This is a genomic window from Sanguibacter gelidistatuariae, assembly GCF_900096585.1.
Classification (GTDB): Bacteria; Actinomycetota; Actinomycetes; order Actinomycetales; family Cellulomonadaceae; genus Sanguibacter; species Sanguibacter gelidistatuariae.
Map to the genome: position 1 here is coordinate 371,070 of NZ_FMYH01000002.1, position 21,764 is coordinate 392,833.

A 21,764-nucleotide genomic window follows, 5' to 3' on the forward strand; every position below is an offset into this window, starting at 1 on the left:
CGTCGCGTCCCCCCGAAACCCACCCCCACCCGCTGAGTGCGGTTAAACGGCTGCCTGATGTCCGGTTTGAGCAGCCGTTCGGGGGCACTCAGCGGTGGGGGTGGGTCGCTTCGGCGGGGACGCGTTGGGCGTCCAGCTCGGCGACGACAAGCGGGTCGGTCTGCTCGGGGGCGAGACCGACCGCCACGACCGGCTCGGGAGCGTGCAGGTCGACCTGCGTGCGCTCGGCGTCCAGGGCGTGGAAGCGTTCCTCCTCGAGGAGCCAACGTCGTTGCTTGGCCCAGGAGATCCACACCGGGACCAGCGCCGCGATCCACGCCAGCGGTGCCGCCAGCGCCACGCCGACGAAGCCGAAGTGCTTGGCCAGGAGCAGCGCAGCGGCAACCCGGGTGACCAGCTCCATCACCCCGGCGAGGGTCGGGACAAATGTCTTCCCGAGGCCCTGGAGGGTGCCGCGCAGTGCGAAGAGCAGGCCGAGCGAGATGTAGAAGATGCCGTTGAGCACGAGGTAGGTGTGCGCCAGCTCGACGACATGCACCTCGTGGTTACCGACGAACAGACGGACCATCGACGGCCCGAAGACGATGTTGACGCCCGCGATGAACAGGCTGAATGCGACGGACATGGCGCAGGTCACCCAGACGCCCTGGCGGATGCGCCGATAGGCGCGGGCGCCGTAGTTCTGCGCGGTGAAGGTCGCGATGGCGAGGCCGAAGGAGGCCAGCGGCGCGATGGCGAGGGTATCGACCTTCTGGGCGGCGGTGTACGCGGCGACCGACTCGGCGCCCAGGCCGTTGAGGGCGTACTGCAGCACGAGCGTGCCGATCGCGATGATCGAGGACTGGAAGCCCATCGGCAGGCCAAGCCGGAGCTGGATCAGCAGGTCCGACTTGGTCACCCGCCAGTCGGCGCGCGTCAGGTGCAGGATGGGCATCTTCTTGCGGATCAGCCACAGGCACGCGACGACCGACACGAGCTGAGAGGAGATGGTCGCCAGCGCGGCGCCGCCAACACCCATGCCGAAGGATCCGATGAACAGGAACACCAGGGCGACGTTGAGCACGCAGGAGATCGCCAGGAAGATCAGCGGGGTGCGGCTGTCGCCGAGTGCGCGGATGGTGCTGGCGAGGAAGTTGAAGAACATCGTCGCCCCGATGCCCCAGAACGTCACGACGATGAACACGGTCGCGTCGTCGATGATCTCGGGTGGGGTCCGCATGAGCTCGAGGAGGGGCCGGGCGATCGGCACGGCGATCGCGGTGAGAATGACGGCGAAGGCGCCGGTGATCAGCGCACCTGCCGCGACGGAGCGGCGCACGCCGGCGTGGTCGTTGGCGCCGAAGGCCTGAGCGGTGGGGATCGCGAAGCCGGCGGTCATACCCCAGGCGAAGCCAAGCAGCAGGAAGGACAGGCCGCCGGTTGAGCCGACCGCGGCGAGGGCGTCGATGCCGATCAGGCGACCCACGACGAAGGCGTCAGCGAAGCCATAGAGCTGCTGGAACACGTTGCCGATGAGGAGCGGCAGCGTGAAGAGCAGGATGATTTTCGCTGGTTTGCCGGTTGTGAGGATCTTGGCCATGGGGGAGAGCGAGCTTCCGCGAGCAGGGGTGGGGGATCTATCCGGCCGTGTCCGCTGCGCTGTGTGGGGCTGAAGCAGGTGGTCGTCTGAGGATTCGAGCGTAGGCCCAGGTCGAGGCGATTGTCGAATCGATTCGAGGGTGGAATCTCAAAGGGAAAGAGGCGGCCATCTTTGCGTCATGGCGCGGGCTGGTGGAGGGAGGAGAAGAGCCTGGAGGGCACCTCGTTCGCGCTCACGAGGTTCGGTGCTTGCCCGGCGACGTCGCCACGCCGGGGCCGCGCGGTGTTCACCTTTCGGTGAGGTCGGCGCCGTCGTGCGTTCACGTCGTCTCGCAAGAATGTGAAAACGCTATCGGACACCCCGGTGGCGTTCTCTTTGATTGGATGATCGTGACCCAGACCCACCACGGGCCGCCCGGACGCAGGACGGCGGCACAGCGGCTCACGGCGATGCTCGGCGCCGCAGCGACCGTCGGAGTGCTCGCCCTGGCACCCGCTCCGGCTGTCGCAGCCATCCTGACCAATGACGTGACTGCACCGGCGGACGCTGCGCTCGGCTCTCGCTTCACCCTCGCCGTGCTTCCGGACACCCAGTTCTACTCGCGCTACTCCGAGGACCAGTTCCTGCCGCGGTACGGAAGTGACCCGTTCGCCACGCAGACCGCATGGCTCGTGGACCACCGTGAGGAGCTGAACATCCCCTTCGTCGCCCACCTCGGCGACATCGTCGACCAGGTCGGGACAGAAAAGGAATGGCGCGCCGCCGACCGTGCGATGGCGACGCTCGACGATGCGGGGATGCCCTACTCGATCCTCGCCGGCAACCACGACGTCCTGAACTCCTCCGACGACTGGTTCGACACCGACTACACCCTCGCGGACGAGCCGTTCGTCCAGTGGTTCGGCACCGAACGGGCCGCGAAGCAGTCGACCTATGGCGGAAGTGACGATACCGGCTTCAACCAGTTCCACATCTTCGAGGCCGCAGGGCAGGAGTTCCTCGTGCTCGCCCTCAGCTGGCGTGCCTCGGACGAGTCGCTCGCCTGGGCTCAGGACGTGCTCGCGGCGCACCCCACACTTCCGACGATCCTGACGACCCACTCCTTGCTCAACATCGAGCCCGACGGCACCTCGCCGAAGGAGGACCCCAACGGTCTGCGCCTCTGGGAGAAGTTGATCCGCAGCAACGACCAGATCTTCCTCACCTTCAACGGCCACTTCCACGGCGCGACCCAGCTGACGAAGACCAACGACTTCGGCAATCCGGTGACCGAGGTCCTCATGGACTACCAGATGGCCTACGAGGGCGGGAACGGCTACCTCGGTCTGCTGGAGTTCGACCTCGGGGCGAACACGATTTCCCTCGAGACCGGTTCCCCATGGGTCGCGAGCAAGCCGCGTGACATGCTCACCTCCTATGACCAGGTGCTCCTGGAGGGTGAGCAGCAGCGTTTCACGATGCCGATCGTCTTCGCCGAGCGGTTCCGCGGATTCGCCCCCAACTTCGCCGCAGGCCCCGCGGACCAGCCTTCGCTCACCGCGAAGGCCAGAGAGATTCTGCTCGACGGGTTTGAGGCACCGGACTCCGCCTCGCTAGAGTTTCCCGGCTCCAGCGAGGACTACGTGCCCGTCGATGGGACGCTTGCACACTGGCGGTTCGGGGGCGCCGAGGGGGTCGTGGCCGAGGGGCAGGTCTTCGAGGACGTCGCCGGGGGCGCCGACCTGCACCGGGTGGGCATCGCCGAGTCCGGTTCGGCCACGGCCCAGGCCGCGGACGTGACCGTCTCAGCGGACACGAACCCGTATTCCTCCGACGGCGGTGCGGTCTGCTTCGCCAACTCGGACAAGCGCACCGGTCGCCTGAGCTACCTGTCGACCGACGCGGACGCGGCGATCAACGACGTCAACCTCGACAAGGGCTACACGATCGAGACGTTCCTCAAGGTCGACCCGGGCTGGAGCGCAGACGCGAACGGGTGGATGAAGGCGATCGTGCGGTCGGGGAACCGATCCACGATGCCGGGGATGCCGTGGATGCGCTGGGACTACACAGCGTCTCCCGCCGCGCTCGGCCTCTCGAACCTCAAGGAGCTCCAGTGGACCGAAGTCCCTGTGGACACCACCAAGGGCGACCGGACCTCGTGGTCGGGCGAGATCATGCCTGACCGCTGGATCCACGTAGCACTCGTCAACGATCCCCAGACCTCGCGCACCACCATGTACATCGACGGGGCGCCGGTCCTGCGCAATGCGACGGACACCTTCGGCCAGAGCGTCAACGGCGCCATGCCGTGGATCTTCGGCGCGGACTGGTTCGACGACCGGGTGGGCAACGGCTGGGCCGGCTGCATCGGGGAGACCCGGGTCATCGATCACCCGACCGGACCCGAGCAGTGGCTCACCGCTCGTCCCTCCCTCACCGGGTTCACGGCACTCGCGTCCGAGACCGAGGTGGTGGCGGGGCAGCAGGCCGTGCTGCACGGGACTGGCACACCGCGCGCCGAGGTGACGCTGAGCGGCGCTCTGGCTGGCCAGGCACAGGTCTCCTCCGACGGACGGTGGTCGATCGAGCTCGAGACGTCATCGGCTGCTGCCCGCGCCGTGGCCATCCTGCCGGGAGAGCACCACTACACGGCGACGCAGTCGTTCGGGACGCGCCAGTCGGCCCCGGTTGCCGGTGTGCTGCGGGTCGCTGAGACCTCGACACCGGATCCGGAGACGCCGGATCCGGGTACGCCGGGCACACAGGTGCCCGACGCCGGTACGCCTGCGCCGGGTGGGTCGTCGAGCGATCCCACCCAGCCGGGTTCGGGACACCCGAGTGATGGCGGCGGTCAGGCCGGGACGGTTCCCGGAGGTGACGGAAGCCTGGCGATCACCGGGGCGGGTGCGGTCGACCTGGCCTGCCTCGCTGCAGCAGTGCTCGCTCTAGGCATCGTCCTGCTCGTGATCAAGCGCCGGACGGCCCGCATGGAACTGTGATCGGTGCCCAGGGGGAAGGGGGAGCCATCACGCGATCGACGGTGCCGCCACCGCATATTGGCACTCGCCTTGACCGAGTGCTAACGCGGGCATAGATTTGTGCATGGCGACACACCTGATCGTGACCGACCCCCGCGACGGCGGTCCGGCCAGGACGTGGCCACCCTGAACTGTCCTGCATCTCTTTAGCGAAAGGGGATCCGCGTGTCGGTCTCCATCAAGCCGCTCGAGGACCGGATCGTCGTCAAGGCTCTCGAAGTTGAGCTCACGACGCCCTCTGGTCTTGTCATTCCTGACACTGCCAAGGAGAAGCCCCAGGAGGGCGAGGTCCTGGCAGTGGGCCCGGGTCGTGTCGACGACAACGGCAACCGCGTCCCGCTCGACGTCGTCGTCGGTGACAAGGTCATCTACAGCAAGTACGGCGGAACCGAGATCAAGTACTCCGGCGAGGAGTACCTCATCCTCTCGGCTCGTGACATCCTCGCCGTGGTCGTCAACTGATCACTGCGTGATGCATTAGGTGCATCGCTTACGTGATGCACAGGGAAGGCCCCGTGACCACCAGGTCACGGGGCCTTCCTCGTGCTCGGGGGACTACCCCACGCGGCGGGTCTTCGTCGGCATCGTTCCGGCCAGGGCTGCTGCGCGCTCGTCCTCGCTGAGCCCGCCCCAGACCCCGTACGGCTCACGTACGGCGAGGGACTGCTCCCGGCACTGCATCATGACCGGGCAGCCGTGGCAGATTGCCTTGGCGGCTTCCGCGCGACGACGCCGCGCGGCGCCGCGCTCGCCCTCGGGGTGGAAGAAGAGGGTGTCGTCGACGTCGCGGCACGATCCTTGGTACTGCCATTCCCAGAGGTCCATCACGGGTCCTGGAAGTCTCGAGAGCTCGGTCATCGTCAATCCGTCCTTCAGTCGTGGTGCTTGCGTCTACGTCCTGTGCACCGTGAGGTGCCGAGGGTGAGTTCGAATGCGAACTGATCGCTGTGCGGCCATGGCTAGGTACTTGCCCCAAGGTACAACCGTTTCAAGAGTTGTTCAAGGGGCGGGGTGAAATCTCGGCGAACAAGTTTGCGAGGATGACTTGTCGCGATAGGGTGCTATGTGGAGTCGACAGCCTACGGAATCGGCGCGTGCATCGATCGCATGCCTCGACATCTGATATCGCGAGCGCCCGGTGAACAACTACCGACCTGTTTTGTGGGGCCCCGCATGGGCGAGCCGGGTGGCACTCTGGCTCGACTCTCGGCACAATCGAGTCATGACAGTTCCGCGATCCTCCGAGGACGCCCTCGGAGGCTCAGGCTCCGGTGGCGGGACTCCTGGGCTCGCGGTCGCAGCCGTCGCGCGCCGCCTCGGCGTCGCCCCAGCCACCTTGCGCACATGGGACCGCCGGTACGGGCTGGGTCCTTCGGCGCACTCCGCGGGTGCGCACCGTAGATACTCCGACGACGACGTCGCCCGACTCATGGTCATGCGCCGGCTCGCACTGGAAGGCGTGGCTCCGGTCGACGCGGCCCGCGCCGCGCTTGCCGTCGACCTCGCCGCGACGACGCGCGAGCAGCTCGAAGAGGAGCTCAGCGACTCCCTCGCGCAGGCGGATGCGCCCCGCGGGCGCGGCGGCGAAGGCAACGGGGGGGACGGGCACACGGTGCGGGGAGTGAGAAGCCTGCGGGCCGGAGACGCCGACCCTGCCGGCGACGGCGAGACAGGGGCGGAGGGAGCGCAGCCGCTCGACCGCCCTCGCGCGATCCTGCGCCTCGCCGCTCCTGTGGACCACCTCGTACCCACCCCGACGGACGTCATCGACGCGGTCCTGCGGGGCAACCTCTCGGCCTGCGAGCGGCTGCTGGCGCTCGACGTCGACCAGGACCCGGCCCAGTGGTGGATGACGCTCGTCGAACCCACCGTGCGCCGGCTGGCCGAGCGCACCGTCCTGACCAAGCCCGGCGAGGCGCCCGAGATCATCCTGGCGAGCGCGACGCTCAAGGTGCTCGCCGACTTCATCCGGGCGCGCGAGCAGCGTGCGGCGCTCGTCACGGGAGTCAGCTCTCCCCACCCGAGCCAGATGAAGAAGATCGTGCTGCTCTTCGGGGCGGCCGACGACGCCCAGCCTCTCGCGATGCACGTCCTTGCCGCAGCACTCGTAGCTGCGGACGTCACCGCGAGGATCGTCACAGGCCCGGCGAACGCCCACCGGGCGATGGAGCTCGTGACGATGGTCCGCCCCGTGGCGACCGTCCTGGTGACATCGCTCACACGACCGGAGCTCGGGATCGTCCATGCGCTCCACGAGGCCCAGCCCACGCTGCCGATCTTCGTCGGGCTCAGCAGTGACGACGCCGCCGCCGACCTGCCGCTCTCGGCCAACGTCACCCGGGTGCGCAGCTTCCAGGGCCTGCTGCACGAGGTTCTCGCGGTCGCGCGGTAGTGACCCGGTGCCCCGTCCGCTGTGCGGGCGGCGACGGTGAGGGCGGGTGACGGTGAGTAGACTCCATCCATGAACGAGTCGAGCAGCGCGCCGTCCCACGACCCCTTCGGATTCATCGGTCTCACCTACGACGATGTCCTCCTGCTCCCCAACGAGACGGACGTCATCCCCAGCGAGGTCAACACCACGGCCCGGCTCACCCGCGAGATCAACGTCTGCATCCCGCTGCTCTCTGCGGCGATGGACACCGTGACCGAGGCGCGCATGGCGATCGCCATGGCCCGCCAGGGCGGCGTCGGGATCGTGCACCGCAACCTCTCGATCGAGGCGCAGGCGAAGGAAGTCGACCTCGTCAAGCGCTCCGAGTCCGGGATGATCACGGACCCCGTGACAGTCAGCCCCGGCGCGACCCTCGCCGAGCTCGACGCGTTGTGCGGGCAGTACCGGGTCTCCGGCCTTCCTGTCGTCGACGAGCGCGGCACCCTCGTGGGCATCATTACCAATCGCGACCTGCGCTTCGTCCCCGGCGGTGACTTCGCCACCCGACGCGTGCACGAGATCATGACCCCCATGCCGCTGGTCACCGGTCCGGTAGGCATCTCTCGCGACGCCGCTGCCGCGCTCCTGGGAAAGCACAAGATCGAAAAGCTCCCGCTGGTCGACGGGGACGGTCGCCTGCGCGGGCTCATCACCGTCAAGGACTTCGTCAAGACTGAGCAGTACCCCGACGCGACCAAGGACGGCGAGGGCAGGCTCGTCGTCGGCGCCGCGATCGGGTTCTTCGGTGAAGCGCTCGAGCGAGCCGGTGCGCTCGCCGAGGCTGGCGTCGACGTCCTGGTGGCCGACACCGCGAACGGGCACGCACGGCTGATGCTCGACATGATCCGCAAGCTCAAGGCCGACCCCTTCTTCTCCGGCGTCCAGATCATCGGCGGGAACATCGCCACCCGTGCCGGCGCGCAGGCGCTCGTCGACGCGGGAGTCGACGCGGTCAAGGTCGGCGTAGGCCCAGGTTCCATCTGCACCACCCGCGTGGTGGCCGGCGTCGGCGTCCCCCAGGTCACGGCCATCTACGAGGCGTCCCTCGCCTGCAAGCCGGCCGGGGTCCCGGTCATCGGCGACGGCGGCCTGCAGTACTCCGGCGACATCGCCAAGGCTCTCGTGGCCGGGGCCGACACCGTCATGCTCGGCTCGCTCCTGGCCGGCTGCGACGAGAGCCCGGGCGATCTGGTCTTCGTCAACGGCAAGCAGTTCAAGCTCTACCGCGGCATGGGATCCATCGGGGCCATGGCCTCGCGCGGCAAGAAGGTGTCCTACTCCAAGGACCGCTACTTCCAGGCGGACGTGGCCAGCGACGACAAGATCGTCCCCGAGGGCATCGAGGGCCAGGTGCCCTACCGCGGCCCGCTCGGCGCCGTCGCGCACCAGCTTGTCGGCGGGTTGCACCAGTCGATGTTCTACGTCGGTGCGCACACGATCCCGGAGCTGCAGGAGCTCGGGAAGTTCGTCCGGATCACCCCGGCAGGGCTTAAGGAGTCCCACCCGCACGACATCCAGATGACCGTCGAGGCCCCGAACTACACGGGCCGCTGAGCAGGTCTCGCGGGGCCCGCACCGCACCGCTTCCGGTGCGGGACGGCCTCAATCCGGTGCGGCTGCAGATGCCCCACTCCGGGGGCGGACCGCACCCGCAGCCGTACCCGCAGCCCCACCCGGACCAGGGCGGCGGGTCGTCCTGGCCGACTGTGCTCGACTACCTCGTGGCGCGGTTCCCCGAGGATGCCACCCGGCTTCGGGAGAAGGTCGCCGGGGGAGAGGTCGTCGACGAGGCCGGCCGATCCTTCCACGAGGGGTCGGCCTTCGTCCCCGGCGCCCTCGTCTATCTCTACCGGGACGCCCCGGTCGAGAGTCGGGTGCCGTTCGAGATCGACGTGCTGCACCGCGACGACGACCTGCTGGTCATCGACAAGCCGCACTTCTTGGCGAGCACGCCGCGCGGGGCCTACGTCGTGGAGTCAGCGGTGGTCCGCCTGCGCCGCCAGTTCGACCTCCCGGAGATCAGCCCGGCCCACCGGCTGGACCGGATTACCGCCGGGGTGCTCATCTTCACGACGCGCCGTGCCGTTCGCGGCGCCTACCAGTGCATGTTCGCCGAGCGCACCGTGCACAAGACCTACGAGGCCGTGGCGCGGGTCGACCCGGCCCTGGCCTTCCCGCAGACCGTCCGCAGCCGGATCGTCAAGGAGCCGGGGGTCCTCGCGGCTCAGGAGATCCCAGGCGAGCCCAACAGCGAGAGCCGCATCGACCTGACGGACGTCAGGAGCGACGGGGACGGCGACCCACGCGGCCGATATGAGCTGCGTCCGCACACCGGGAAGACCCACCAGCTGCGGTTGCACATGGCCTCCCTCGGCCTGGCGATCTGCAATGACAACTTCTACCCGCGCTTCTACGACGTGGCCCCCGACGACTACTCCGCGCCGCTGCAGCTGCTCGCCCGGTCGGTCGAGTTCACGGACCCGCTCAGCGGCCAGCGCCGGGAGTTCGTGAGCCGCCGACAGCTGAGCCTGTGGCCCGACTCACCCACCTGACGAGCGCAGTCCTAGAGCGCGCCGATCTGACGGTGATCGCTCAACCACGACTCCCCGGCGCCGGGCCCGTCCAAGCCCTTGCTCTCCCGCCAGGAGTTGAAGTTCACGGCCCACTTGGTGTGCTCGACGGCCTGGAAGGCGTGCAGGGCGGTGAGCTCGAGCTCGGCGAGGCTGGGGTGGCGCGCAGTCATGGCGGCGAGGACGTCCAGGGTCGCGAGGACGTCGACGTCGGCGTTGTGCAGGTCCCCGTCTCCGCCGACCCCGTAGACCTCGCACAGGTCGACGAGCTTGCGCTTGCCCCTGCGGTACCGGTCGACCGCGCGGTCCAGCACGAGCGGGTCGATCACCGGGCTCACCTCGCGCCCGATCCGGTCGGCCAACGAGACCAGGCCGTGGCGGGCGAGCTCGGCCTCGAGGATGCAGATGTCGAAGGTGGCGTTGAAGGCGACCACCGGGACGCCGTCGTGCAGCGCGCGGGCCAGGGCGGCCGCGATCTCGTCGAGGGCCTGGGCCGGCGCGGCGCCCTGCGCCTGGGCCATCTCGGTGGTCACGCCGTGGATTGCCGCGGCCTCGGCCGGGATCGGCACGCCGGGGTTGATGATCCACGTTCGCACGTCAGATCCGGTGGCATCACGACGCACGAGCGCGGCGGTGACGATCCGGTCGTTGGCAACGTCGACCCCGGTCGTCTCGGTGTCGAAGCCGAGCAGAGGGCCCGCAGTCCAGGTCATGATTCTCATCTCCTGACCGACGACCGGGAGGTCGCCGTCGTGCTCGTGGGTGCTGGAAGGCGTGCCGCCGGTCGACGACCACCGTGCACAGCATCCCAGGAGGCACTGACACTGTGGTCCACCACTCCGGTCCACGGGCCACGTTTCTGCGTGGGTCGCTGTGGATCGGCGGTAGCCTAGTCGCGTGAGCAACGAGATCGAGATCGGCCGAGGCAAGCGCGGACGGCGCGCATATTCCTTCGACGACATTGCGGTTGTGCCGTCCCGCCGCACCCGTGACCCCGAAGACGTGTCGGTGGGCTGGCAGATCGATGCCTACCACTTCGACCTCCCGATCGTCGCGGCACCGATGGACTCGGTCATGAGCCCGGCCACGGCCGTGGCGCTGGGCCACCACGGCGGCCTCGGCGTGCTCGACCTCGAGGGCCTGTGGACCCGCTACGAGGACCCGACGCCGCTGCTCGCCGAGATCGCCGAGCTGGCCCCCGAACTCGCGACCCGCCGCATGCAGGAGATCTACGCCGCGCCGATCCAGCCGGAGCTCATCACGGCCCGCCTCAAGGAGATCCGCGCCGCGGGCGTCACGGTCGCCGGGGCGCTCTCGCCACAGCGGACCCAGGAGTTCTACCAGACGGTCATCGACGCCGGGGTGGACCTCTTTGTCATCCGCGGTACGACCGTTTCCGCCGAGCATGTCTCGGGCAACGCCGAGCCGCTCAACCTCAAGCGTTTCATCTATGAGCTCGATGTCCCGGTCATCGTTGGTGGCGCCTCGACGTACACCGCGTCGCTGCACCTCATGCGGACCGGTGCGGCCGGCGTGCTTGTCGGCTTCGGCGGCGGCGCGGCGCACACGACGCGCATCTCCCTCGGGATCCACGCGCCGATGGCGACCGCGGTGGCCGACGTCGCGGCGGCTCGCCGCGACTACCTGGACGAGTCCGGTGGCCGGTACGTCCACGTGATCGCCGACGGCGGCGTCGGCCGGGCCGGGGACCTCGTCAAGGCCGTGGCCTGTGGCGCGGACGCGGTCATGGTCGGTGCCGCGCTCGCGCGCGCCGAGGAGGCTCCGGGCCAGGGCTGGCACTGGGGTTCCGAGGCGCACCACCCGGAGCTGCCCCGCGGGGAGCGGGTCAGTGTCGGGACCGCGGGGACCCTCGCCGAGATCCTCTTCGGCCCGGGCCGCCAGGCCGACGGCACGCTCAACCTCGTCGGCGCGCTCAAGCGCGCCATGGCGACCACCGGATACTCTGACCTCAAGGAGTTCCAGCGCGTCGAGGTCGTCGTCTCCCCGTACCAGCCGCGCTGAGCGCGCTGAGAGCACCGAGCACCACGCGCATGGACGACGGCGGGCACGTGCCAGCCGGCCCCGGGACCACGATCTCGGAGATGGCCGACGGCGACGCGTCCGCCCAGGGCGCGGGCAAGGTCCAACTCATGGTCCGCACAGCCAACACCGCGGTGGCCGACTTCTACGCCGCGCTCGGATACACCGACCAGGAGTCTGTGGTGCTCGGGCGACGGTTCGAGTAGACCGACGCCTGCGTCGTGGTGAATGCGTGGTGGTGCTCTGTCGGGGGCCCGGCGTACGCTCGCCCGTATGCCAAGCACACCTGGACCAGCAGCACCCGGCTCCCCTCAGATCAGCGTCCTGGACCCGGAGAACGATCCGCGCGCCAGCTACCTGCTCTCGCCCGCGCTCACCACGCCGCTCGTCGCGCGGATCGTGACGTCGCACTCGGCCGGGTCGCACCGCAGTATGGCGCCGTTCACCGGCCAGCCACTGGTCGACCTGCCCGTCTCGAGCACGCAAGACGTCGAACGCGCCGTCGACCGTGCCCGGGACGCCCAGCGGTTCTGGGCCGGGGTGCCCGTGCGCGAGCGCGCGCAGGTGCTCCTGCGTCTGCACGACATCGTCCTGACCCGGCAGTCCGAGGTGCTCGACCTCATCCAGGCGGAGTCGGGCAAGACTCGCGCCAATGCCTTCGAAGAGGTGGCCGATGTCGCGCAGGTGACCCGCCACTACGGCATGCGGGGACCTGCTTACCTCGCGCCGCGCCGAGTGCGCGGGATGCTGCCGATCCTGACACAGACCCGGGTGAACCGGCTTCCGGTGGGGGTTGTGGGCGTCATCGCGCCGTGGAACTACCCCCTGACGCTGGCGCTGGCGGATGTGCTGCCCGCCCTCGTGGCCGGGAACGCCGTCGTGCTCAAGCCCGACCCTCAGACGACGCTCACCGCGCTGTGGGCCGCGGCCGCGCTCGAGGCGGCCGGCCTGCCCGAGGACGTGCTGCAGATCGTCGCCGGCGGCGGCGACGTCGGGGCCGCGCTCATCGACGAGGTGGACCACATCGCCTTCACGGGGTCGACGGCCACCGGCCGCAAGATCGCCGCGCGCGCGGGTGAGCGGCTGATCGGGGCGACCCTCGAGCTTGGCGGCAAGAACCCGCTCTACGTCGCGGCAGACGCGGACGTCGAGGCCGCGTCTGCAGGCGCCGTGCGCGCCTGCTTCGGCAACACTGGGCAGCTGTGCATGTCGATCGAGCGCCTCGTGGTCCACGAGGCGGTCGCAGATTCCTTCGTCGCGAGCTTCGTGACCAAGGTCAAGGCCCTGACGCTGTCCCCGGCGATGGACTACTCAGCGGACGTCGGCTCGTTGACGAACGCGGCTCAGCTCGAGCGGGTGGAGAACCACGTCGACGACGCGATCGCGCGCGGCGCGCGGATCCTCACCGGGGGAGTGCACCGCGGTGACGTCGGCCCGCTGTTCTACGCCCCCACCGTGCTCGACGGCGTCCCCCCGGACGCGCTGTGCGCCCAGGAGGAGACGTTCGGCCCGGTCGTGTCGGTCATGGTGGTGCGCAGCGACGCCGAGGCGGTCACGGTCATGAACCAGACCGAGTTCGGGCTCAACGCGAGCATCTGGACCCGCAGCGTCCCACGCGGGCGCGAGCTGGCGCGGCAGGTGCGCGCCGGGACGGTCAACATCAACGACGGCTACGCCGCCGCCTGGGGCTCGGTCGAGGCGCCGATGGGCGGCTTCAAGGCATCCGGCCTCGGCCGTCGGCACGGCAGGGAGGGGATCGAGGAGTACACCGAGGCCCAGACGGTCGCCGCGCAGCTCGGGGTCGGCGCGGGGTTGTCCCTGGACGCCCTGTTCGCACTGCCGAACGGGCGCGGGCAGGCGATGCTCACCGGGGGGCTGCGGGTGCTCAAGTCGCTACGCGCGCGCTGAGCCGCGTGCTGGTCCGCCCAGGTGGACCTGTCGCCCGGATCCTGCCCGCGGATATCCGTTCACCCCCGCTTCTGTCCGATAACAACGGTACGAAACGTCTCTCTCGGGCATTTGGTGCCGTCAACTGTGAAGGTTTTTTTGTTTGGAGTTGCATTCAAAGATAAACGGGCGTAGACAAGTCCATACAGACATCCGAGCCGTCGGCGACTCGGATCAACGATGGAGTTGGACGTGTACGCACCTGAACGCCACCAGCAGATCCTGGCACTCGCCCGCACCGCGGGACGTGTTGACGTCAACAGCCTCGCGCTGACTCTCGACGTCACCCCCGAGACGGTCCGCCGCGACCTGTCCGTGCTCGAGCGCCATGGCTTCGTGCGGCGGGTCCACGGCGGTGCGATCCCGGTTGAGCGCCTCGGCTTCGAGCCCGGCATCGCCGACAAGGAGGCTCTCCTCTCCACCGAGAAGGAGCGCATCGCCCGTGCCGCCCTCGCCGAGCTGCCCGACGCCGGGACGATCGTCCTCGACGCCGGGACCACGACGGTGCGCCTCGCCGAGATGCTCCCCATCGACCGAGAACTCCAGGTCGTGACGAACTCCTTGCCGATCGCCACGGTCCTCGCGGCCCGCTCGAACATCTCCCTGCACTTCGTCGGCGGCGCGATCCGCGGCCGCACCCTCGCCTCCGTGGGCCCGTGGGCCGAACGGGCCCTGGCCGACATCCACGCCGACGTGGTCTTCCTGGGGGCGAACGGGATCACCCCGGACCGCGGCGTCACGACCCCAGACCTCGGTGAAGCCGCCGTCAAGCGGGCCCTCGTGCACGCCGCACGCCGCGTGGTGGTGCTGGCCGACCACACGAAGATCGGCCGGTCCGACTTCGCACGGATCGTCGGCCTCGACGAGATCGATCTGCTCGTGACGGACTCGGCGATCGACGACGAGCTCGTCGCCGAGCTGGAGACCGCGGGCCTGTCTGTGATCCAGGCATGATCATCACCGTCACCCCCAACCCCAGCCTCGACCGGACGTTCGAGGCCACCACGATCGAGCTCGGTGAGGTCAATCGGGCGCACGCGACCCACATCCACGCCGGTGGCAAGGGCATCAACGTGACCCGGGCGCTCGTCGCCGGGGGCTTCGACTCTGTCGCGGTGTTCCCCGCCGGCGGGTCCGACGGCGACCGTCTCGTCTCCGACCTGCGGCTCCGCTCGGTCCCGGTCCGCCCGGTCCGCGTCGAGGCCGACACTCGATCCAACGTCACGCTCGTCGACGCCGGCGGCGTCACCACGAAGATCAACGCCCCAGGCGCCGCGCTCACCCCGCAAGCTGTCGACGCACTGCTCGCCGAGCTGGCCGAGGAGATCACCCGAGCCACCCGTGCGGGCACCGTCCCGCTCGTGGTCGGCGCCGGCTCGCTGCCCGACGGCGCGGGGCCGGACTTCTACGTCCGGGTGACCGCGCTGGCTGCCGAGCTCGGAGCCCGAACGGTTCTCGACACCTCCGGTGAGCCGCTTCGAGCCGCCGTTGTTGCGGGTGGGTTGGCCCTCGTCAAGCCCAACGACGAGGAGCTCGCGGAGCTCGTGGGCCGGGAGCTGGTCACCGTCGCCGACGTGGTCGACGCGGCCCACGAGGTGATGGCCTCCGGCATCGATGCGGTCCTTGTCTCTCTTGGTGCGCACGGTGCCCTCCTCATAGGACCCGGCGAGCCGGCCTGGGCCGGTGGTGCCCCGCTCGTGCCGCTCTCGACCGTGGGTGCCGGCGACATCACGCTCGCTGGTTTCCTCTCCGGGCTCGCGCCGTCCACCCCGACGTCGCCCACCTCGTCCACCTTCACCGACGCGCTCGTGCGCGCCGTCGCCTGGGGCAGGGCAGCCGTCCTGCTCCCCGGATCAGCAGTACCGACGCCCGCCGACATCCACCCGGCAGACGTCACGCTCGCCCACCCACCCCGCCACATCGCACTGAAGGAGCTGTGACGTGAGCACTTCATCTCCCGCCGCACTGATCACCCCCGAGCTCGTTGCACTCGACCTGGTCGCCGCCGACCGTGACGAGGCCACCCGCCACCTCATCGACCTGCTGGCCGCGGCCGGTCGGGTCACTGACGCCGACGGCTTCCACGCCGACGTGCGCGCCCGCGAGGCGCAGATGGCCACCGGTATGCCGGGCGGCATCGGGCTGCCCCACGCCCGGTCCGAACACGTCACGGTGCCCTCCCTCGCGCTCGCGCGGGTGCCGGCTGGTGTCGACTTCGGCGCGCCGGACGGACCAGCGACGTTGATCTTCCTCATCGCCGCCCCCGCCGGCGGAGACTCCGACCACCTCAAGATCCTCGCCGCCCTCGCCCGCCGCCTCGTGCACGAGTCCTTCCGGGACTCCCTGCGCGCCGCGCCCGACGCCGCCACGATCGCCGAGATCGTCACCCGAGAGGTCGCCCCGTCATGAAGTTCGTCGCCGTCACCTCCTGCCCCACGGGCATCGCCCACACCTACATGGCCGCTGAGGCCCTCGAGCAGGCCGGCAAGGCCGCCGGCCACGACGTCCAGGTCGAGACGCAGGGCTCGGCTGGGACCATCGCGCTCGACCCGGCCGTCATCGCCGCGGCCGACGGCGTGATCTTCGCCGCCGACCTCGAGGTCAAGGACAAGGAACGGTTCGCCGGGAAGCCGACGATCGACGTCGGCGTGAAGAAAGCGGTCCACGACGCCAAGGGGGTCCTAGCCCAGGCGATCGCCGCCGTCGAGGCGGGTGTCGTCGCCCCCGCGGGTCCGACAGCTGCCGCGGGCGCTGCGTCCGGAGGCCTGTCGACCAAGGTCGACAAGAACGCCGGCGTCGGCACCCGCGTCCGCCAGTGGCTGATGACCGGGATCTCGTACATGATCCCCTTCGTCGCCGCGGGCGGGATCCTTATCGCCCTTGCCTTCATGCTGGCCAACCTGGCCTGGGACGTGGACGGCCCGATCAAGGTCACCCAGGTGACCGCGGAGCAGCTCATCAACAGCTTCTCGGTGACCTCCGGCCAGGACTGGGCCGCGCTGCTCAACCTCACCGGCGGTGCCGCCTTCGGCTTCCTCGTCCCGGTGCTCGCCGGGTTCATCGCCTACGCGATCGCGGACCGCCCGGGCCTGGTCCCCGGATTTGTCGGTGGTGCGATCGCCGTGACCGTCGGCGCCGGGTTCCTCGGCGGCCTTGCTGCCGGGTTCGTCGGTGGCTTCCTGGCCCTGTGGATCAGCCGCTGGAAGGTCCCGCGCGGAGTGCGCGGCATCATGCCGGTCGTCGTCATCCCGCTCGTGTCGACGTTCATCACCGGGCTGCTCATGTTCGTCGTGCTCGGCCGCCCGATCGCCGCGCTCATGGACGGCCTCACGGACTGGCTCAACTCCCTCTCCGGCGGCAGCACGATCCTGCTCGGCGTGCTGCTCGGCGCGATGATGGGCTTCGACCTCGGGGGACCGGTCAACAAGGTGGCCTACACCTTCGCGGTCACCGGCCTGGCTACCGAGGGCCTCGCATCCGACGCGACCCAGTACCGCGTCATGGCCGCGGTCATGGCCGCCGGCATGGTTGCTCCGCTCGCCATGGCGCTGGCCACGGTGGTCCGCAAGTCCTTGTTCACGCACGCCGAACGGGAGAACGGCAAGGCAGCCTGGCTGCTCGGTGCGTCGTTCATCTCCGAGGGAGCCATCCCCTTCGCCGTGGTGGACCCGCTGCGCGTGCTCGCCTCGACGATCGTGGGCTCGGCCGTCACCGGCGGGCTCGTCATGGCCTTCGACTCCACCCTGCGCGCCCCGCACGGTGGTATCTGGGTCCTGCCGCTCATCGGCAACCCGATCCTCTTCGTCCTCGCCGTGATCATCGGCACGGTCGTCTGTGCCGCCATCGTCATCGTGCTCAAGAGCCTCGGGACCAACTCGGTCGTCGCGGCCGAGCAGGCGGCCGACGCCCTCGCGGAGTCGCAGGAGACCACCGGCGTCACCGCTCCCGCCTCGGCCTGACGGCCGCACCCACCAGACGTTCCGACCACTCAGCTAAGGACACACCATGTCGACTCGCACCGTTGCCGTCGCCTCCAGCTCGGGGCTGCACGCCCGTCCCGCCTCGATCTTCACCCAGGCCGCCGCCGACTCCGGCATCGACGTCCTCATCGCCCATGGCGACGAGGATCCCGTGGACGCCGCGAGCATCCTGCTTGTCATGTCCCTCGGTGTCCCCAGCGGCGCCGAGGTGACGCTCAGCGCCGACGGCCCGGACGCCGACCGCGTGCTCGACGAGCTCGTCGCACTGCTGGCCACGGACCTCGACGAGGAGCCGTGAAGCTCACCGGAGCGGGGGTCGGACGTGGGGCGGTGATCGGACCCGTCGTCCGGATCGCGCCGGCCCCGGCCGCCCCTGCCCACGAACCCGTGCCCGAAGACCCGACGTCGGCCGCGGCCGACGTCGTCGCGGCCTTCGACGCGGTCGCCGCCGGCCTGCGCGCCCAGGCGGGCTCGGCCGAGGGGGCAGCTGTCGCGGTCCTCGGCGCGACCGCACAGATGGCCGAGGACCGCGCGCTGCGCAAGCAGACCCTCGCCAAGGTCGCGGCGGGCGAGGGGCCGGTCACGGCCCTCGACTCCGTCGTGGGCGGCTTTGTGGAGATGTTCACCAAGGCCGGGGGCATGCTCGCCGAGCGGGTCACCGACCTGCGCAGCGTGCGTGACCGGGTGGCCGCGCACATCCTCGGCGTCCCGGCCCCGGGTGTCCCGCACCTGAGCGTCCCCTCTGTCGTCGTCGCGCAGGACCTCGCACCCGCCGACACCGCGGCCTTGGACCTCTCCCTCGTCCTGGCGATAGTCACGGAGCTCGGTGGCACCACGAGTCACACCGCGATCATCGCTGGGCAGCGGGGAATCCCGTGCCTGGTGCGGGTTGCGGGAGCGCTTGAGCTCGCCGAGGGCGCCGTGGTCGCCGTCGACGCAGCCGCCGGTACGCTCGAGGTGGACCCGGGCCCGGAGGTCGCCGAGGCGTTCGCCCTGCGCGCCGACGTCGCCCGCCGCCTCGCCGAGGACGTGTCGCCCGGGGCGACCGCGGACGGGATGCCGGTCAACCTGCTCGCGAACATCGGGACAGCGGCTGACGCCGCACGCGTCGCCGGGGACGCGTGCGAGGGGGTCGGGCTCTTCCGGACCGAGGTGCTCTTCCTCGACCGCACGAGCGCACCTACCCGCGAGGAGCAGGCGGAGGTCTACGCCCAGGTGCTCCGCTCCTTCGCCGGACGCAAGGTCGTGGTCCGCACCCTCGACGCGGGGGCGGACAAGCCGCTGGCCTTCGCGACCCAGCTCGACGAGGAAAACCCGGCGCTCGGGGTGCGTGGCTACCGCCTCGTGCGCACAGCCCCCGAGCTCCTGGAGACCCAGCTTGCCGCACTCGCCGACGCCCAGCGGGTCACCGGGGTCCAGCCCTGGGTCATGGCACCGATGATCTCGACGCCGGGGGAGGCGCGCGACTTCGCGGCGGCCGCCCGCCGGCACGGCCTGACCACGGTCGGCGTCATGGTCGAGGTCCCCGCGGCCGCGTTGCGCGCGGACGCGATCCTCGCCGAGGTGGACTTCGTCTCGATGGGCACCAACGACCTCGCCCAGTACGTCATGGCCACCGACCGGTTGCGCGGGGAGCTCTCTGACCTCATCAACCTCTGGCAGCCCGCTGTGCTCGACCTCGTCGCCGCGACCGCGGCGGCAGGGCGTCGCGCCGGTAAGCCGGCCGGGGTGTGCGGGGAGTCGGCGGCCGACCCGGTCATGGCCGTCGTGCTCACCGGCCTGGGCGTGACGTCTCTGTCGATGTCCGCCGGCGCCGTGCCGCTCGTGCGCTACGCCGTCGCCCAGCACACCCTCGCCCAGGCGGAGGCTGTGGCGCAGGCCGCACTCGCGGCCGACTCTGCCGAGGCCGCCCGCGCCGCCGCGATCGCAGCACTGGTTCCCGGGGTCGCGGCGACGCTCGGGCTCTGAACTGTTGCCGGGTCAGACCTCGAGCTTGAGCGCCTGGCGCCAGCTCAGCGCGGTCCCGCCCTGCATGACGGCCCGCTGGTAGACACGTTCACCGAGGCGCAGCAGGGCGTACGCGGTCGCGATGACGACGAGGAGAGAGACGAGCGGCTCCCACATCGCCACGTTGCCGTCGAGCAGGCGCACCGGCATGGCGACGGAGGAGACCACCGGCACGTAGGACGCGACCGTGAGCCACGTGCCGTCGGCGAAGATCCCCGCGAACAGGGCGACCATGATCACCGTCGTGATCGGACCGGTGTTGGACTGCAGGTCTTCGCTGCGGCTCGCGAGCGAACCGAGAACCGCCCAGACGGCGGCGAGCGCGGTGAACCCGGCGACGAAGAACGCGATGAACCAGCCCGAGGCACCGAGCAGCCAGCCGAAATCGCTCGCGGCGCCGGTGAGGTTGAGCCCGACGAGCGCGACCACGGCGAACAGCCCGATCTGGGCGAAGGCCAGCAGGGAGTTGCCGATCACCTTGCCGTAGAGCAGCTGGCGGATGGGGATGGCGGTCGCGAGGATCTCCACGACCCGGTTCTGCTTCTCCTCGAGCACGGAGTTGGCGATCGCCATCCCGAAGATGATCGCGGCCATGTAGAAGAGGAAGGCGAAGGCGAACGAGGCGGCGGACTTGAGCGCGTTGCGCTCGTCGCTGCCCTCGAGGAGCTCGGTCGTGACCTCGGAGCCCGCGGTGAGGGTGGCAACGGTCGTGCCGGCGGCTTCCGCGTTGGCCGCCAGGACGGAGGAGGTGACGCTCGCGCTGAGCGCCCCGCCGAGAGTCCCGTCGACCGAGTCGCGGCCAACGAGGATCCACCCCTGGTCCGTGAGCACGAGCGCGACGTCGGCATCGCCGTCCAGCACCTGCTGGCGGGCGGCCTGCTCGTCGGCGGCCTCCTTGATCGTGAGGGTGTCGCCGGAGTCGCCGGAGGTGATGGTGTTGGTGGCGCCTGAGGCAACCTCGCGGCCCTCGCCGGAGGTCACCACGACGGTGTAGTCCGCGGTCCGCGACCCGAGGAAGGCCGACAGCCCGATGCCGGCGACGATGAGAACAAGCGTGAGCACGGTCGAGAGGAGGAAGTTGCGGTCCGTGAGCTTGACCGTGATCTCCCGGATGGTCACGACAAGCCAAGGGTTCTTCACCGCCGGCAGGTCGGTGGGCGCCGAGCCGTCATCGAGCCGTGGTGAGTGTGTCGCAGGGGCGGTGGTGCTCATCGTGTGACCTCCCGGTAGATGTCTGACAGGGACGGGACGAGCGGGGTGAACTCGCTCAGGCCGCGAGCGACCGCCTCGCGCAGGACCCGGTCCTGGGTGGCGGCGTCGTCGAGCTCGAGGACGGCGCGAGCGCCGTCGACGTCCACGACCTGCACCCCGGGCATGCCGCGGAGCCAGCCCGCGTCGGGTGCGGTCGTGATGGCGAACTGCCGGGGTCCACGCGCGCGCAGCTCGGCGCTCTTCCCGGCGGCCATGACCTTGCCGCCGGCGAGCACGACGAGCGAGTCGCACAGACGGTCGACGAGGTCGAGCTGGTGGCTGGAGAAGAGGACGGGGACACCCTCGCGGAGCCGGTCGCGCAGCAGGTCGACCATCGAGTCGACGGCGACCGGGTCGAGCCCGGAGAACGGCTCGTCGAGGACGAGTGCGGCGGGCCGGTGCAGGAGCGAGGCGGTGATCTGCACGCGCTGCTGGTTGCCCAGCGACAAGGACTCGAGCTTGTCCTTGAGCCGGTCGCCCAGCCCGAAGCGCTCGAGCATGCGCGTGGCCTCGGAGGCTGCGTCCTTGCGGGTCATCCCGCGCAGCTGGCCGAGGTAGATCAGCTGGTCGAGGATCGGCTGCTTGGGGTAGAGCCCGCGCTCCTCGGGCATGTAGCCGAAGCGGGTCCGGTCCCGCGCGGTGATCGGACGATCACCCCACAGGACCTCGCCCCCGTGCACGGTCAGAACTCCCATGATCATCCGCATGGTTGTTGTCTTGCCGGCGCCGTTCGCGCCGACAAAACCTGTCATCTGGCCCGGCTCGACGGTGAACGAGACGTCGTCGACCGCCGTCTTGTCGCCGAATGAGCGCATGAGATTGCGCACCTCGAGCGATGGCGTGTGGTTGGTCATGGTGACCCCTCTCCTGCGTCTCCTCCAGCCTAAGGAAAACGACCCGGGCGCAACTCCCCCACCAGGGGGAATGCCGACGCCGGAT

The 21,764-nt window shown here is 69.9% G+C and carries 19 protein-coding genes; 14 read left to right on the top strand and 5 right to left on the bottom strand.

The genetic code is table 11. The features are described from left to right. Window positions 1-88 precede the first annotated feature (88 nt). Window positions 89-1,579, bottom strand: coding sequence for an MATE family efflux transporter (locus BLQ50_RS06540; protein ID WP_093182213.1), 1,491 nt, complete (start codon window positions 1,577-1,579; stop codon window positions 89-91). A 389-nt stretch (window positions 1,580-1,968) separates the two neighbouring features. On the opposite strand from BLQ50_RS06540, the gene BLQ50_RS06545 reads away from it, so the two are divergent. Continuing rightward, the gene (locus tag BLQ50_RS06545) at window positions 1,969-4,560 is read left to right on the top strand and encodes a LamG-like jellyroll fold domain-containing protein (protein WP_217629117.1); all 2,592 of its coding nucleotides are present in this window, start codon (window positions 1,969-1,971) and stop codon (window positions 4,558-4,560) included. Between the two features lie 204 nt (window positions 4,561-4,764). Further along, window positions 4,765-5,061: a co-chaperone GroES gene (groES, locus tag BLQ50_RS06550; protein ID WP_093182216.1), complete on the top strand. Its 297-nt coding sequence runs from the start codon at window positions 4,765-4,767 to the stop codon at window positions 5,059-5,061. 93 nt (window positions 5,062-5,154) lie between these two features. Here the strand turns inward: groES and BLQ50_RS06555 are convergent, their stop codons facing one another. Next, the gene (locus tag BLQ50_RS06555; RefSeq protein ID WP_093182217.1) at window positions 5,155-5,457 is read right to left on the bottom strand and encodes a WhiB family transcriptional regulator; all 303 of its coding nucleotides are present in this window, start codon (window positions 5,455-5,457) and stop codon (window positions 5,155-5,157) included. A 364-nt stretch (window positions 5,458-5,821) separates the two neighbouring features. On the opposite strand from BLQ50_RS06555, the gene BLQ50_RS06560 reads away from it, so the two are divergent. From BLQ50_RS06560 to BLQ50_RS06570, 3 genes are all read left to right on the top strand, one after another. Next, window positions 5,822-6,991 (top strand): MerR family transcriptional regulator, encoded by a 1,170-nt coding sequence (locus BLQ50_RS06560; protein WP_093182219.1) that lies wholly within the window; start codon window positions 5,822-5,824, stop codon window positions 6,989-6,991. A gap of 69 nt (window positions 6,992-7,060) precedes the next feature. Further along, window positions 7,061-8,584, top strand: coding sequence for an IMP dehydrogenase (guaB, locus tag BLQ50_RS06565; protein WP_093182220.1), 1,524 nt, complete (start codon window positions 7,061-7,063; stop codon window positions 8,582-8,584). 68 nt (window positions 8,585-8,652) lie between these two features. Next, complete coding sequence (locus tag BLQ50_RS06570) at window positions 8,653-9,582, top strand: pseudouridine synthase (RefSeq protein ID WP_093182615.1); 930 nt, start codon at window positions 8,653-8,655, stop codon at window positions 9,580-9,582. Between the two features lie 11 nt (window positions 9,583-9,593). Here the strand turns inward: BLQ50_RS06570 and BLQ50_RS06575 are convergent, their stop codons facing one another. Further along, complete coding sequence (locus BLQ50_RS06575; protein WP_093182222.1) at window positions 9,594-10,313, bottom strand: exonuclease domain-containing protein; 720 nt, start codon at window positions 10,311-10,313, stop codon at window positions 9,594-9,596. Between the two features lie 184 nt (window positions 10,314-10,497). On the opposite strand from BLQ50_RS06575, the gene BLQ50_RS06580 reads away from it, so the two are divergent. The 9 genes from BLQ50_RS06580 to BLQ50_RS06620 all read left to right on the top strand — a co-directional run bounded on the left by BLQ50_RS06580 (window position 10,498) and on the right by BLQ50_RS06620 (window position 19,535). Beyond that, window positions 10,498-11,622: a GuaB3 family IMP dehydrogenase-related protein gene (locus BLQ50_RS06580; protein ID WP_093182223.1), complete on the top strand. Its 1,125-nt coding sequence runs from the start codon at window positions 10,498-10,500 to the stop codon at window positions 11,620-11,622. 29 nt (window positions 11,623-11,651) lie between these two features. Then, complete coding sequence (locus BLQ50_RS18580; RefSeq protein WP_175559046.1) at window positions 11,652-11,846, top strand: GNAT family N-acetyltransferase; 195 nt, start codon at window positions 11,652-11,654, stop codon at window positions 11,844-11,846. A gap of 67 nt (window positions 11,847-11,913) precedes the next feature. Then, a complete protein-coding gene (locus tag BLQ50_RS06590) occupies window positions 11,914-13,548 on the top strand; it encodes a succinic semialdehyde dehydrogenase (protein WP_175559047.1) in 1,635 nt (544 codons plus the stop codon). 231 nt (window positions 13,549-13,779) lie between these two features. Beyond that, window positions 13,780-14,541: a DeoR/GlpR family DNA-binding transcription regulator gene (locus tag BLQ50_RS06595; protein ID WP_093182225.1), complete on the top strand. Its 762-nt coding sequence runs from the start codon at window positions 13,780-13,782 to the stop codon at window positions 14,539-14,541. After that, a complete protein-coding gene (locus BLQ50_RS06600) occupies window positions 14,538-15,527 on the top strand; it encodes a 1-phosphofructokinase family hexose kinase (RefSeq protein WP_093182227.1) in 990 nt (329 codons plus the stop codon). The genes BLQ50_RS06595 and BLQ50_RS06600 overlap by 4 nt, the downstream gene beginning before the upstream one ends. Before the next feature lies 1 nt (window position 15,528). After that, complete coding sequence (locus BLQ50_RS06605) at window positions 15,529-15,996, top strand: PTS sugar transporter subunit IIA (RefSeq protein ID WP_093182228.1); 468 nt, start codon at window positions 15,529-15,531, stop codon at window positions 15,994-15,996. Further along, window positions 15,993-17,546 (top strand): PTS fructose transporter subunit IIC, encoded by a 1,554-nt coding sequence (locus BLQ50_RS06610; protein ID WP_093182230.1) that lies wholly within the window; start codon window positions 15,993-15,995, stop codon window positions 17,544-17,546. The genes BLQ50_RS06605 and BLQ50_RS06610 overlap by 4 nt, the downstream gene beginning before the upstream one ends. 46 nt (window positions 17,547-17,592) lie before the next feature. After that, complete coding sequence (locus BLQ50_RS06615) at window positions 17,593-17,865, top strand: HPr family phosphocarrier protein (RefSeq protein WP_093182231.1); 273 nt, start codon at window positions 17,593-17,595, stop codon at window positions 17,863-17,865. Continuing rightward, complete coding sequence (locus BLQ50_RS06620; RefSeq protein WP_093182233.1) at window positions 17,862-19,535, top strand: putative PEP-binding protein; 1,674 nt, start codon at window positions 17,862-17,864, stop codon at window positions 19,533-19,535. Before BLQ50_RS06615 ends, BLQ50_RS06620 begins: the two co-directional genes overlap by 4 nt. Before the next feature lie 12 nt (window positions 19,536-19,547). Here BLQ50_RS06620 and BLQ50_RS06625 read toward each other — a convergent pair whose 3' ends face one another. Beyond that, window positions 19,548-20,786, bottom strand: a complete 1,239-nt coding sequence (locus BLQ50_RS06625; protein WP_093182234.1) for an ABC transporter permease — start codon at window positions 20,784-20,786, stop codon at window positions 19,548-19,550. After that, complete coding sequence (locus BLQ50_RS06630) at window positions 20,783-21,679, bottom strand: ABC transporter ATP-binding protein (protein ID WP_093182236.1); 897 nt, start codon at window positions 21,677-21,679, stop codon at window positions 20,783-20,785. The genes BLQ50_RS06625 and BLQ50_RS06630 overlap by 4 nt, the downstream gene beginning before the upstream one ends. Window positions 21,680-21,764 lie beyond the last annotated feature (85 nt).

Excerpts from the sequence above, each read along its gene's own strand:
- BLQ50_RS06540 (WP_093182213.1), bottom strand. The coding sequence starts at position 1,579 with ATGGCCAAGATCCTCACAACCGGCAAACCAGCGAAAATCATCCTGCTC.
- BLQ50_RS06555 (WP_093182217.1), bottom strand. The coding sequence starts at position 5,457 with ATGACCGAGCTCTCGAGACTTCCAGGACCCGTGATGGACCTCTGGGAA.
- BLQ50_RS06560 (WP_093182219.1), top strand. The coding sequence starts at position 5,822 with ATGACAGTTCCGCGATCCTCCGAGGACGCCCTCGGAGGCTCAGGCTCC.
- guaB (WP_093182220.1), top strand. The coding sequence starts at position 7,061 with ATGAACGAGTCGAGCAGCGCGCCGTCCCACGACCCCTTCGGATTCATC.
- BLQ50_RS06570 (WP_093182615.1), top strand. The coding sequence starts at position 8,653 with ATGCCCCACTCCGGGGGCGGACCGCACCCGCAGCCGTACCCGCAGCCC.
- BLQ50_RS06575 (WP_093182222.1), bottom strand. The coding sequence starts at position 10,313 with ATGACCTGGACTGCGGGCCCTCTGCTCGGCTTCGACACCGAGACGACC.
- BLQ50_RS18580 (WP_175559046.1), top strand. The coding sequence starts at position 11,652 with ATGGACGACGGCGGGCACGTGCCAGCCGGCCCCGGGACCACGATCTCG.
- BLQ50_RS06590 (WP_175559047.1), top strand. The coding sequence starts at position 11,914 with ATGCCAAGCACACCTGGACCAGCAGCACCCGGCTCCCCTCAGATCAGC.
- BLQ50_RS06600 (WP_093182227.1), top strand. The coding sequence starts at position 14,538 with ATGATCATCACCGTCACCCCCAACCCCAGCCTCGACCGGACGTTCGAG.
- BLQ50_RS06610 (WP_093182230.1), top strand. The coding sequence starts at position 15,993 with ATGAAGTTCGTCGCCGTCACCTCCTGCCCCACGGGCATCGCCCACACC.
- BLQ50_RS06615 (WP_093182231.1), top strand. The coding sequence starts at position 17,593 with ATGTCGACTCGCACCGTTGCCGTCGCCTCCAGCTCGGGGCTGCACGCC.
- BLQ50_RS06625 (WP_093182234.1), bottom strand. The coding sequence starts at position 20,786 with ATGAGCACCACCGCCCCTGCGACACACTCACCACGGCTCGATGACGGC.
- BLQ50_RS06630 (WP_093182236.1), bottom strand. The coding sequence starts at position 21,679 with ATGACCAACCACACGCCATCGCTCGAGGTGCGCAATCTCATGCGCTCA.